This is a genomic window from Myroides sp. NP-2 (genome assembly GCF_014145665.1).
GTDB lineage: Bacteria > Bacteroidota > Bacteroidia > Flavobacteriales > Flavobacteriaceae > Flavobacterium.
In genome coordinates, this window is sequence record NZ_JACHTD010000001.1 from 367097 (window position 1) to 379393 (window position 12297).

10 protein-coding genes are annotated in these 12297 nt (G+C 37.7%); 2 read left to right on the forward strand and 8 right to left on the reverse strand.

Annotation, left to right across the window (positions count from 1 at the left end; translation table 11 throughout):
• Positions 1-31 precede the first annotated feature (31 nt).
• The gene (gene purH / locus H4K35_RS01560; protein WP_182625622.1) at positions 32-1558 is read right to left on the reverse strand and encodes a bifunctional phosphoribosylaminoimidazolecarboxamide formyltransferase/IMP cyclohydrolase; all 1527 of its coding nucleotides are present in this window, start codon (positions 1556-1558) and stop codon (positions 32-34) included.
• A 181-nt stretch (positions 1559-1739) separates the two neighbouring features.
• Here purH and H4K35_RS01565 point away from each other — a divergent pair, with 181 nt between their 5' ends.
• Positions 1740-2990 (forward strand): ABC transporter permease, encoded by a 1251-nt coding sequence (locus tag H4K35_RS01565; protein WP_182625623.1) that lies wholly within the window; start codon positions 1740-1742, stop codon positions 2988-2990.
• A 93-nt stretch (positions 2991-3083) separates the two neighbouring features.
• On the opposite strand, the gene accD is transcribed toward H4K35_RS01565, so the two are convergent.
• The 3 genes from accD to H4K35_RS01580 are packed head-to-tail and all read right to left on the reverse strand — an operon-like array spanning position 3084 to position 7666.
• Positions 3084-3941: an acetyl-CoA carboxylase, carboxyltransferase subunit beta gene (accD, locus tag H4K35_RS01570; protein WP_182625624.1), complete on the reverse strand. Its 858-nt coding sequence runs from the start codon at positions 3939-3941 to the stop codon at positions 3084-3086.
• 45 nt (positions 3942-3986) lie between these two features.
• Positions 3987-5054, reverse strand: coding sequence for a class II fructose-bisphosphate aldolase (gene fbaA, locus H4K35_RS01575; RefSeq protein WP_182625625.1), 1068 nt, complete (start codon positions 5052-5054; stop codon positions 3987-3989).
• A gap of 47 nt (positions 5055-5101) precedes the next feature.
• Positions 5102-7666, reverse strand: a complete 2565-nt coding sequence (locus H4K35_RS01580) for a BamA/TamA family outer membrane protein (protein WP_182625626.1) — start codon at positions 7664-7666, stop codon at positions 5102-5104.
• A gap of 42 nt (positions 7667-7708) precedes the next feature.
• Here H4K35_RS01580 and H4K35_RS01585 point away from each other — a divergent pair, with 42 nt between their 5' ends.
• Positions 7709-8449, forward strand: a complete 741-nt coding sequence (locus H4K35_RS01585) for an RNA methyltransferase (protein ID WP_182625627.1) — start codon at positions 7709-7711, stop codon at positions 8447-8449.
• Here H4K35_RS01585 and H4K35_RS01590 read toward each other — a convergent pair.
• The 4 genes from H4K35_RS01590 to H4K35_RS01605 all read right to left on the reverse strand — a co-directional run bounded on the left by H4K35_RS01590 (position 8436) and on the right by H4K35_RS01605 (position 12142).
• Entirely contained in the window at positions 8436-9233 is a 798-nt protein-coding gene (locus H4K35_RS01590) for a porin family protein (RefSeq protein ID WP_182625628.1), read from the reverse strand. The genes H4K35_RS01585 and H4K35_RS01590 overlap by 14 nt on opposite strands.
• 2 nt (positions 9234-9235) lie before the next feature.
• Positions 9236-9964 (reverse strand): bifunctional demethylmenaquinone methyltransferase/2-methoxy-6-polyprenyl-1,4-benzoquinol methylase UbiE, encoded by a 729-nt coding sequence (ubiE, locus tag H4K35_RS01595; protein WP_182625629.1) that lies wholly within the window; start codon positions 9962-9964, stop codon positions 9236-9238.
• A 113-nt stretch (positions 9965-10077) separates the two neighbouring features.
• Positions 10078-10644, reverse strand: coding sequence for a GNAT family N-acetyltransferase (locus tag H4K35_RS01600; RefSeq protein WP_182625630.1), 567 nt, complete (start codon positions 10642-10644; stop codon positions 10078-10080).
• Positions 10645-10702: 58 nt separating this feature from the next.
• Positions 10703-12142, reverse strand: coding sequence for a sodium:alanine symporter family protein (locus tag H4K35_RS01605; RefSeq protein WP_182625631.1), 1440 nt, complete (start codon positions 12140-12142; stop codon positions 10703-10705).
• Positions 12143-12297: the final 155 nt, after the last annotated feature.

Genomic DNA, 12297 nt, shown 5'->3' on the forward strand with positions numbered 1-12297 from the left:
AATATTTATGTTGTTTTACAAAATTAGTAAATTAATGTTTAAAATGACGAGTTCCAGTGAAAACCATTGCGATTTTATTTTCATCGCAATACGCAATACTCAAATCGTCTTTTATTGAACCACCTGGTTGGATAACCGCTGTAATTCCTGCTTTATCTGCAATTTCCACACAATCAGGGAAAGGGAAGAAAGCATCACTCGCCATCACTGCGCCTTGTAAGCTGAAATCAAATGAATTAGCTTTCTCAATCGCTTGACGTAATGCATCTACTCTTGATGTTTGTCCCGTTCCAGATGCGCATAACTGCCCGTCTTTAACTAGAACAATCGTATTTGATTTAGTGTGTTTACAGATTTTTGAAGCAAATAGTAAATCCTCTACTTCTTTCGTTGAAGGCGTTAGTTTTGTAACGGTTGTCAGGTGATCTTTATTGTCAGTCACTGAATCTTTATCTTGTACTAAGATACCGTTTAAACAAGTACGCACTTGTTTTGCAGGTAATTCAATCTCGTTTAAGATCAAGATAATTCTGTTTTTCTTTTCTTTTAGAATTTCAACTGCCGCTGCGTCATATGCTGGTGCAATGACTACTTCGCAGAACAATTGGTTGATTTCTTTTGCCGTTTCAACGTCAATTAAACCGTTTGCAATTAAAACACCACCAAAAGCCGAAGTAGGATCGCCAGCTAAGGCATCTACATAAGCTGCTTTCATCGTGCTTCGCTGTGCAACACCACAAGCGTTGTTGTGTTTTAAGATCGCAAATGTAGGTTGCTCTCCTTTGAACTCATTCATCAAGTTTACTGCCGCATCAACATCTAATAAGTTGTTGTATGACAATTCTTTTCCGTTTAATTTCTCAAATAATTGATCGAAATTTCCAAAGAAATGCCCTTTTTGGTGTGGGTTCTCTCCATAACGTAACTCGATTCCATTAGCATGGCTGATCTTTAAGGTGTCATCTGCTTCGTTGAAGTAGTTGAAAATCGCTCCGTCATAGTGTGAAGAAACGTGGAATGCTTTTGTTGCTAATAAACGTCTTTGCGCTAATGTTGTTGATCCGTTGTTTTCAATTAACATCTGTAAGAATAAATCGTACTCGTTTACCGAAGGTACAATAACAGTGTCTTTGAAGTTTTTCGCTGCTGCGCGGATTAATGAAATTCCACCAATATCAATTTTTTCAATGATATCCGCTTCATTTGCACCGGATGCAACTGTATTTTCGAAAGGATATAGGTCCACAATAACCAAATCAATTTGAGGAATATCAAATTCTTGCATTTGTTGAACATCTCCTTCGTGGTCTTGTCTGTTTAAGATTCCTCCAAAAATTTTTGGGTGCAAGGTTTTAACTCTTCCACCTAAGATTGAAGGATATGAAGTAATGTCTTCTACTGCTACTACTGGAATCCCTAAATTCTTGATGAATGTTTCTGTACCCCCTGTAGAGTAAATAGTTACTTCGTTTTTGTGTAATTCGCGTACAATTGGTTCTAATCCATCTTTGCTGAAAACAGATAGTAAGACCGATTGAATCTTTTTAGTTGTGTTCATTGTGTGTTATTAATTAAAGGGCAAAAATAACTAATGTCTAGGTATTTATAAAGTTAATACAGAAGTTTTTATTTTAATTTTAAGATGAGTAAATTGTCTTGTTTTTTCAGAATAAAAATAACACTAAGTGTAACTTTTTAAATCTTCGACTACTAATAGGTTTGACGTTGAATTTGTTGCTATGATCGTATATTTTAGGCTTTTATATAGTAGTTTTCAATTCGCTTTTAACGCATTGAGAACAAATAAACTAAGAACCCTGCTTTCTCTTTTGGGAGTTACTGTAGGGATTTTTTCCATTATCGCCGTTTTAGCAGCTGTCGATTCAATGGATCGCACTATAAAATCGGAGTTAAGTGGCTTTGATCGCAATATGATTTATGTGTTCAATCACTCCTTTGGACCTTCTGAGATTCCGCGTTGGAAAGTGGATCAGTTCCCCAATGTTACCTATGAAGAATACGACTACTTAAAAAGAAATTTAAGAGGATTAGAGTATGCTTCGTTTAATTTTTTCGTTGGAAATGAAAATATGAAAGCGGAGCATAATTATGTCAATGGCATAATTATTCGGCCGTGTAGTTCTGATATGCAATACCTCGACAACGTTAAAATGGCAAGTGGGCGTTTTTTCAATGAATCGGAATCAGTGAATGGCAATGCTGTGATTGTTATTGGGCATGAAATTGCCCAAACGCTTTTTCCAGGTCAAGAGGCGTTGGGGAAAAATGTTCGTTTGTACGGACGTAAATTCGTGGTTATCGGTGTGTTGGAGAAACAAGGCGCTATTTCTATCGGAGGGGGACAGGATGAAACGGCCTATTTGCCAGTAAACCTATTTAGGCAAATGTTTGGCGATAATATCAAGGCTTACACCCCTGTTATTATTGTAAAACCAACTAAATCGGTAGATATCAAGCAATTTAGTGATGATATTACCCTGCGCTTACGCACTTTTAGAGGGTTAAAACCTGGAGAAGATTCGAATTTCTTCGTCAATGAATTTGGTGGATTAATGGAATTTATGGATAATATAATCGGTCAAATGAATCTAGTGGGCTGGATTATCAGTACTTTTTCCCTACTAGTCGGTGGATTTGGAATCGCCAATATTATGTTTGTTTCAGTGAAGGAGCGCACGCATTTAATTGGTATTCAAAAGGCGATTGGCGCCAAACGACGTATTATTTTACTGCAATTTTTGTTTGAATCGATTATATTGGCACTTATCGGAGGAGTAGTTGGTATTCTTTTGGTTTGGCTCATTGCCTTAGGGGTTAGTTCCTTGCTTGATTTTCAATTCGTATTGAGCTTTTTTAATATCGCAATCGGTTTGGTCTTGTCGATGATTATCGGATTGATCTCAGGTTATCTACCTGCGCGATCTGCAGCTAAATTAGATCCAGTGGAGGCGATTCGATCGGGTATGTGATTTTAGAGGGTGTAAGTAGGTAGATGAGTAAGTGGTAGTAAGAATAGTAATAGATAAAAAAAAGTCTTCCCGAAGGAAGACTTTTTTTTATGATTAGTGTCTCAATGGACGATTTAAAATCAAATCGAGATATAGATTTACGTTTTTCTTTAATTCTTTACGGTGTGTAATGAAGTCCAAGAATCCGTGCTCTAATAAAAATTCAGAGGTTTGGAACCCTTCAGGTAAATCTTTTCCTGTTGTATCTTTTACGATTCGCGGTCCAGCGAAGCCGATTAAAGCTCCTGGTTCAGCGATATTGATATCACCTAACATAGCGAATGAAGCCGAAATACCTCCTGTCGTTGGATCCGTACAAAGTGAGATGTAAGGAATCTTAGCATCACTTAGCTGTGTCAACTTCGCAGAAGTTTTAGCCATTTGCATTAATGAAAAACCAGCTTCCATCATACGTGCTCCTCCTGATTTAGAAATCATTAGAAAAGGAATGTTGTGCTTTAAAGAATAGTCAATTCCCCTAGCGATTTTTTCACCTACTACTGACCCCATCGAACCACCAATGAAAGCAAAATCCATGGCTGCAACAACTAGTTTTTCTCCTTTTGAATTACCAACAGCTACACGCACAGCATCGTTCAGTTGCGTTTTTGAAGTAGCTTCTTTTAAGCGATCTACGTATTTTTTTGTATCCTCAAATTTCAACATGTCTTTTGAAGATAAGCTTTTTGCTATTTCTTTGTAATCGCCATTATCAAAAAGAATTTCAAAATACTCTTTACTGCCAATTCGAACGTGGTAACCATCTTCTGGACTTACCCAAAGATTTTTTTCTAATTCTTCAGAGTCAATTATTTTACCCGTTGGTGATTTATACCATAATCCTTTAGGTATATCCTTTTTATCCTCCGTTGGTGTTTGAATTCCTTTTTCTTTTCTTTTAAACCAAGCCATAAATGTCTGTTTTGTTTATACTATGTTCATAGGTTTCGCAGGAAACTACAACGTGTTTACATTGTTTAAGTCTTTAAATGCCTCTTCTAAACGAGTATTGAAAGTTACTTCTCCTTGTCTTACCCATCCACGAGGATCGTAGTACTTTTTATTCGGTACATCGGCTCCTTCTGGGTTACCTATTTGTGTTTTTAAATAATCAATTTTGGAAGTCATATAATCTCTAATTCCTTCTGTGTAAGCAAATTGAAGATCAGTGTCGATATTCATTTTAATTACACCATAGGAAATAGCTTCTCTAATTTCTTCTAAGGATGAACCCGAACCACCGTGGAAAACAAAATCAACAGGATTGTGTCCTAAGTTAAATTTTTTAGCCACGTAGTCTTGTGAGTTTTTTAAGATGATTGGCGTAAGCTTTACATTCCCTGGTTTGTACACACCGTGAACGTTTCCAAAAGCTGCTGCAATAGTAAAACGAGGGCTGATTTTGCTTAGTTCTTCGTAAGCATAAGCCACCTCGTCTGGTTGTGTGTAAAGTTTTGAAGAATCAACACCTGTATTGTCTACTCCATCTTCTTCTCCTCCTGTGATTCCCAATTCAATTTCTAATGTCATACCCATCTTGTCCATGCGTTCAAGGTATTTTTTAGAAATTTCAATATTTTCTTTTATTGGTTCTTCTGATAAATCGATCATATGTGAACTGAATAACGGCTTTCCGTATTTAGCCATATGTTCTTCACTGGCATCTAGTAAGCCATCAATCCAAGGCAATAGTTTTTTAGCACAGTGATCCGTATGTAAAATCACAGACACGCCATAGGCTTCCGCTAAGGTATGTACGTGTTTTGCTCCTGCAATAGCTCCTGCGATAGCAGATTTTTGATTTTCATTTGACAAACCTTTTCCTGCCATGAAAGAAGCACCACCATTCGAAAATTGAATAATAACTGGTGCATTGAGTTTTGCTGCTGTTTCCAATACTCCGTTAATAGTACTAGAACTAGTCACGTTAACAGCGGGTAAAGCAAAACCTTTTTCTTTTGCATAGTTGAATATTTCTTGCACTTGGTCGCCAAATGCTACTCCAGGTTTAATATTGTGTGCCATAGTCGTGTTGTTTAATTTATTGGACAAAAATACTAATTATTATTTGATTAGAATGGATAATTAATACCAACATTCCAGACAGCCTCTTTCAGACTAAATTCTCCAAACCATTTGCGTTTGGTATAAATCGAAGGATCATAGGTTTTGAATCCTGCATCCAATCGGAATACAAAGAAACTAAAGTCGTACCGAATTCCCAAACCTGAGCTCACAGCCATGTCCTTTAAGGAACTTAGACCGTTAAAAGTATAATTTTTATCTTCCACATTATCAAAGACATTCCAAATGTTTCCTGCATCTACAAAAAAGGCAGCATTCCATTTTCCACTGATGTTAAAACGGTATTCTGTGCTGAAGAAGAGCTTCATATTTGCCTCGTTAAAGTCGTTGATTCCCCCACTTTTTCCTGGCCCAAGGCGATAGGACTGCCAACCGCGATTGTCGTTGGATCCTCCTGAAAAATAACTGCGGGAGAACGGAATGGAATTCGCATTGCCATAAGGCACGGCAAGACCTCCAAATAATCGAATTGCCAATACTTGTTGACGACCTAAATCCCAGTATTTGATGTAGTCTAACTCTGTTTTGAGGTACTGTGAATACTCAACGTCAAAGAGCGTTTTCTTTCCTGTGTTTCCCTCTTTGTTGCTTACGCCATTCATAAAGAGGTTGAGTAATCCACCAGCTGCCTCAACTTTGGCGCGTACCATATAGAAACTGTGATCGTTGATCCCCGTACGCGTCGAAGAATTAAAAGTGATGTTTGAGGCTAAGATCAGGTTGTTTTCAGACAGCCTAACTTTTCGCTCTTCAATACTGCGGATTTCACTGTAATCATCTGGTAGAATCCCCATCGGATTTTCCGGAGATAAGGCGTCTTTTATGAATTGATTAGCCCCTTCTCCTTGTATGGATAAATTGTCGTTTTCATCTTTATAATCCGCTGGTACATCGTATGCTTTGGAAATGCTATTTAAGGTGTTATAGGACGATTTGTAAACACTAAAATAATTGTTTGGGTTCGTGTTTCTAACATATTGAATATTAGCTACGTCTACACTAAATGAATTGGTGCGCGACGGATACCAGCTGTAGTTGATAATTCCTGTAAAATTGTCTTTGTCTAATCCAATATTTCGCTGTCTAGCAAAACCAAAACTCATTGCAGTTGTGGGTAACATCGTTTTCGGGATGATTTTATTCGAAGCAAAAGGGAATAAGAAACGAGGGAAGGTCAATTTAACATCAGCTCCATACTCCGTTACATTGAAAAAAACATCATTGGGATTGCTCATCTGACGAGAAGATCCAATGGTTCCCCTTAAACCAAATTCTAAGATCTCCGCTCCTCTAAAGACGTTTCTATACAGCAACCCCATACTTCCTCCAATACCAAAATCTTGAATATTAGAGTGGGTGACATCGAAGGATGGATTAAAAGTCATCTTCTTTCGAGATGTCAGGTAGATATTGCTAATTAGGGTATTGCCTTCTGGATCTGTTGGATCTTCTACATACTCAATAACTGGGTAGTTGAAGATGCGTAAATTACTAATGGAACGAGAGGTTAAGATACGTCTCGAATCACTAAAAGTACTTTGAGGTGTGATAAAGATGGCGTCAGTAAGCGCTTTGGGTTTGTATTGTAATTTCGTTGAACTGTAAATAGAAAAACCATTGTATTGCAAACTGTCCAATACATAGGCTTTGTTCTTAGAAACGTTGTCTGTAAAAATATTTACCTTGCTGATTTGATATATTTTAAAGGGAACTTGGGCAAGGGTGTCTCCTGATTTTACCGTTTGTTGGTCAACAATAAGCACGACATTCGCTTTGTTTTTGCTGTCTAAAATCGTGTCTACCTCATAGCGGATATTGATCTCTTGGAAGTGGTAGGCCCCGTTATTCCTAAAAATAGAGGTCAAGCGTTTGCGCTCTTCTTCAAAGTTAGTGACATCAAATACCGTATTGGTTTTGAGTGTGCTCTTTATTTTATTTTTTTCGTATAAGTCTTTTAGGGCAGGCGTAGAAATGTGATCCGTAATACTGTCAATGTAGTAAGGGGTACCCGTGGTAATATAGTAGGCATTCGTTATTTTCTGATTTGCGCTACGGTTGGTTTTGTTGCTTACTTTGGTGTCAAAATACCCTTTGTTGAAGTAGTAGTTCTTTAAACGCGCCAGTGATTTGCTCGTTTTGAGGCTGTCGTAAAGTACGGGTGGTTCACCTGTTTTGATTAAAAAATTGTTGAAACCCGAAATTATAAAAGACTCTCCTAAGCGGTTAACTTGCTTGCGTGAAAGTAATCCTTCCAAGGCTTTGTCCGTTTTAGGGTGTTTGTCTAACCAAGCGTGGTAGTTGGAATCTGCATCTTGTCGTGCTAAGTTGTATAGATTTAAGCGCAAACGAGTTCCTATCACAGGAAATTTACTATTTGGTTGCTGGTAGAGCTGATTGTGAATTTCTTCTTTTGAGGTTTTCTTATCGTTGACTACAATGGTGTTTTCCATTAATAGATCGCGGTCCTCTGGCACATTCTTCGTCAATGAACACGAAAAAAAATATGCAGAGAGTATAAGAATAAATACTATTTTTGATAAAAATTTGCCCAACTTAATTACATCGATATATACAGATCAAAAATACATTTTTTTATGGTTACCAAAAACCAAATTAAACGAATAAAAAGCCTTCATCAAAAAAAATATAGAAAAGAACACCAATTGTTTATCGCAGAAGGGGTTAAAGTTATTGAAGAACTCTTGCAATCATCTTTTGTCTTAGAGCATTTATACGTGACAAAAGACATGGGGTTTGAAGTAGCTGATAATCAGGTAACCCTTGTGTCTACAGAGGATTTGAAGAAGATGAGTGCCCTAACTACAACGCCAAATTGCCTTGCGGTTTTCCATTGTTTGGAAAGTGAAGCGATTGATTTTTCGGATTGGGTTGTCGCTTTGGATGATATTCGTGATCCTGGTAATTTGGGCACGATTATTCGCTTGTGTGATTGGTTTGGAATTCGTCAATTGCTGTGTTCTCCAGAAACGGTAGACGTTTATAATCCCAAAGTAATTCAGGCAACCATGGGATCCGTTTCTCGTGTGAACATCGTTTATACCGAACTTTCTGACTTGCTTTCTACTCAAGCAGTACCTGTATATGGAACTTTTTTGGGTGGAGAAAATATCTATGAAATGAAGGCGGTACAGCCCGGAGTAATTGTCATGGGTAATGAGGCCAATGGAATTTCATCTACCATTGAACAATTAGTTACGAGAAAAATAACCATACCGCGTTTCGGAGATTTACAACAAACGGAAAGTTTAAATGTTGCTATGGCAACCGCTATTGTGTTAAGTGAATTTAGACGTACGGTTTTTAATGCACTGTAAAGTTTAAGAATATACCTTTTGTTTTCATCGAGCTCACATGCCCCGTCCAAGGACTGTCTGGATTGCGATCGCGAATTAACTCGTCACCTAATCCAAATACACCGCGAATAGAAGGACTGAATTTAAAGTACTCGAAATAAATATCAATACCTACACCCAATTCATAATTGGTGGTCCACTGTTTCATGCGCCACACACCTTCGTAATTATCGTCGTCAGATTTGTGATTGCTACTCAGGTTTAAGTCAGCTGAAAACCCGCCCAATACATAGGGACGAATATTTCCTGTGCGCAAAGCCGAAAATTTTAATAACAAAGGGAAGTGAATCAGGGTTGTGCTAATTGATTTTGAACTGGAGTTGAGCAATTCCTGAACTGATGGAAGAGTCTCTATCGGTTTATTGGCGTAATAATCCATAATAAGTGCGCTAGGAAACTTCAAGTCTCGTTTTGAGTACACCAATCCTGGCTCGAAACGCAAGTCTAAGTATTCGGTAATGCGCAAGTTTCCAACAAGCCCCACGTTAAATCCCATGCTACTGCTAACTTGGATTTCGGTATGATCGGTGCCATACTCTTGACTTAAGTGGCGTATTTTATCGTAATACTGTTTATCGTAAGAATAATTGAAATTCAGGAAATTCGAACCAATGTAGTATCCATAGTGGACGCGTTGTTTGTCCCAATCAGCTTTGTTGCGAATGGGGTTTTTTCCAAAGATCCACTGTGCAGATACATTTGCAGAGGTGAATAAAATGATAAGTAAAATAAACAGTTTTCTCATAGCTACTTTGAAGCAGAATAAATAGTTGCAATACCCATCGTTTGCGGACGGTGTTTCACAGTCTTAAACCCAACTTTCACTAAAATATTGTTCAACTCTTGTCCAAAAGGAAAATTTTTGGCTGAATCGGATAAATATTTATAAGCATCTTGATCTTTTGAAAACATTTTTCCCATAATTGGCATGATGTTTTTTGTGTAAAAGAAGTACCCTTGCTTAAACGGAAATTTAGTCGGAACTGAGGTTTCTAAGATAATAAAAATTCCATTAGGTTTTAATACTCTTAAAATTTCTGTTAAACCTTTTTCTAAATTTTCAAAATTTCGTATTCCAAAGCCAACGGTAATTGCATCAAAGGAGTTGTCGTCAAAGGGTAAGTTTTCAGAATCACCTTGAATCATGTTAATGCGATTAGAGAGGTTAAGGGCTTCAATTTTCTTTCTTCCCACCTCTAACATTCCTGCAGATAGGTCTAATCCCGTGATTTGTTGCGCGTTTGTTTTCGACAGTAGAATTGCCATGTCACCTGTTCCAGTGGCAATGTCCAAAATGGTAGTTGGATTGGTTTCCGCAACCAGTTTTAAAACTTTTCTTCTCCAGCCTTGATCCGTCCCTAATGAGATCATTCGATTCAAATTGTCATAATTGCCAGAAATTGTATCAAACATTTGCTCAACTTGTTGTTTTTTTCCTAGCTGAGAATCTTTATAGGGCGTAACATTTTTACTCATTGTGAATATTTTTAGGCAAATATAAATAAACTCTAGTAAAAAGTAGGTTTCTAGGACGGAATAAAGCGTGGAGACAAAAAAAGGGAATATCCATTCGATATTCCCTTGTATTATTAAAATTGGATGTACATATGATAGTATTCACCTCCGACAAAATCAAGTTGTTTGCCTTGTACAAAGCCCAATCTTGAGTAGAGTTTCATTGCATTTGGATTTTCTAAATCTACAATCAATCCGATTTGTTTGTGTTGTTGCTCTCGCGCAAAATCAGCTGCCGCTTTCAACAGATGACTACCAATGCCTTTTCCTTGTGCTAAAGGAGAAACGGCTACCGTATCGAGATAGTATTCGCCTCCTTCTGTTTCTGGTTCAGGAATCATCTGGTTGTTGTATTTCGTTCGCATCAATTCGAGTACGGGCTCTCTTAGTTTGAGAAAGTCATCTCCGTTATATCCAGTAATGGATCCTACCACATTGTCTTCTTCATCCACTGCAACAAAGGTGTTTTGATAGCTGTATAGGTTATTAGGCTGTTTGAATAGGGTTGTAATAAAGGTAATGGCTTCTTCAATATCTTCTTGTTGAATGAAGCTGAATACGATGTCTTCCATCGCTTGTAGCATTAATTCAGGTACAACATCAAAATCTTCTTGCTGAGCCGGTCTAATGATATACTGCATAACTTTTCTTTTTTGTTTGCTGCAAAGGTAGGAAAGAGTTTGGAGCTCTTCAACAACTTTATTTTTCTTTTAAAAGTCTTTGCCAAACAGGACTTGCATTCTTTATCTTCAATCGCTCTGGGTCAAAAACGGGATTGCGACCTTGTTTGTGTTGTGCGATATAATCATGTAGGGCGACGATAGTAGGTTTGTGGAGGAAGAGGATTACGATAAAGTTGATCCAAGCCATGAGCCCAACGCCTATATCTCCAATGGCCCATGCGACAGAAGATTCGTTGATAGAAGCATAAAACACAGTGGCTAACAACACGAGGCGCATCAACCAACGCAAGATTTTTTTAGGTTCGTCTGTCAAATAATTAAAGTTAGATTCCGCAATAAACACATAGGCCATAATGGTGGTAAAGGCAAAGAAAGTTAAGGCTAAGGCGATAAATTGGCTGGCGATCATTGGAAAGTGAACAGCAATAGCTTTGACCGTATAGGCTGAACCAACGTCAACGCCAGGTACGTTTTCTACAATATAGTTTCCTGCTTGATCAAACACATTGTATTGGTGGGTAAACAAAATCATCAACGCAGTAGCAGTACAGACAAAAAGCGTGTCAACATAAACGGAAAAAGCTTGAACTAACCCTTGTTTTACAGGGTGAGAAGATTCAGATGCGGCAGCGGCATGAGGAGCTGTTCCTTGTCCTGCCTCATTGGAGTAGATTCCTCGTTTAACACCCCAAGCAACAGCAGCACCAAAAATACCGCTGAAGGTCGCTTCTAAATTAAAAGCAGAACGGAAGATTAAGGCAAATATGGATGGAATTTCTTTGACATTAATCGCGATGATGATTACTGCCATAATAATGTAAATCAGTGCCATAAAAGGCACGACTATTTGGGCAATATTACCGATTTTTTTGGCTCCTCCAAAAACGGTCAAACTCAAAACCACACAAATACCAAGGCCTGTTATCCATTGGGGAACATTAAAAGCATCCTTGATGCTAATTGAAATGCTGTTTCCTTGGATACTTGGTAGGAATAATGTACAGCTGATGATGGTAAGAACAGCAAAGGCGATGGCTAGTTTTTTGTTGTTTAGCCCTTTTTCGATGTAAAAGGCTGGACCACCGCAATATTGTCCATTTTTTTCTGTCTTGTATATTTGGGCAAGGGTTGATTCAACAAAAGCCGAAGCACTCCCTAAAAATGCAATAGTCCACATCCAAAATATGGCACCAGGACCACCATAGGCAATAGCTGTGGCAACACCTACTATATTTCCTACTCCTACGCGTCCCGCAATGGCTATGCTAAAAGCTTGAAAGGGACTTACCCCTTTTTCTGAAGAACCTTCTGTAAATAGTAGCTTAACCATTTGCTTGAGGTAACGCACTTGGATAAAACGCGTTTTAATAGTAAAGAATAATCCAGTTGCTAAACATAAGATGACGAAAACATCCGACCAGATTACATTGTTGATCGCTTTTATTGCTTGTTCCATGTGATTTATTTTGAACTGAAAATAGTAATTATAAATCAATTAACGTTATTTATTTGTTAATATTGTATGTAAAAGCAGTTTGATATTTGTATAGTTTACTTTTTTGTTGCGTATTCCTTGTAAAAAAATCGATTTTACTGTCTGGTTGTTGTGTA

Bases quoted from the DNA above. Each gene is read 5' to 3' on its own strand.
- purH (WP_182625622.1), bottom strand. From the start codon at position 1,558: ATGAACACAACTAAAAAGATTCAATCGGTCTTACTATCTGTTTTCAGC.
- H4K35_RS01565 (WP_182625623.1), top strand. From the start codon at position 1,740: ATGATCGTATATTTTAGGCTTTTATATAGTAGTTTTCAATTCGCTTTT.
- accD (WP_182625624.1), bottom strand. From the start codon at position 3,941: ATGGCTTGGTTTAAAAGAAAAGAAAAAGGAATTCAAACACCAACGGAG.
- fbaA (WP_182625625.1), bottom strand. From the start codon at position 5,054: ATGGCACACAATATTAAACCTGGAGTAGCATTTGGCGACCAAGTGCAA.
- H4K35_RS01585 (WP_182625627.1), top strand. From the start codon at position 7,709: ATGGTTACCAAAAACCAAATTAAACGAATAAAAAGCCTTCATCAAAAA.
- H4K35_RS01590 (WP_182625628.1), bottom strand. From the start codon at position 9,233: ATGAGAAAACTGTTTATTTTACTTATCATTTTATTCACCTCTGCAAAT.
- ubiE (WP_182625629.1), bottom strand. From the start codon at position 9,964: ATGAGTAAAAATGTTACGCCCTATAAAGATTCTCAGCTAGGAAAAAAA.
- H4K35_RS01600 (WP_182625630.1), bottom strand. From the start codon at position 10,644: ATGCAGTATATCATTAGACCGGCTCAGCAAGAAGATTTTGATGTTGTA.
- H4K35_RS01605 (WP_182625631.1), bottom strand. From the start codon at position 12,142: ATGGAACAAGCAATAAAAGCGATCAACAATGTAATCTGGTCGGATGTT.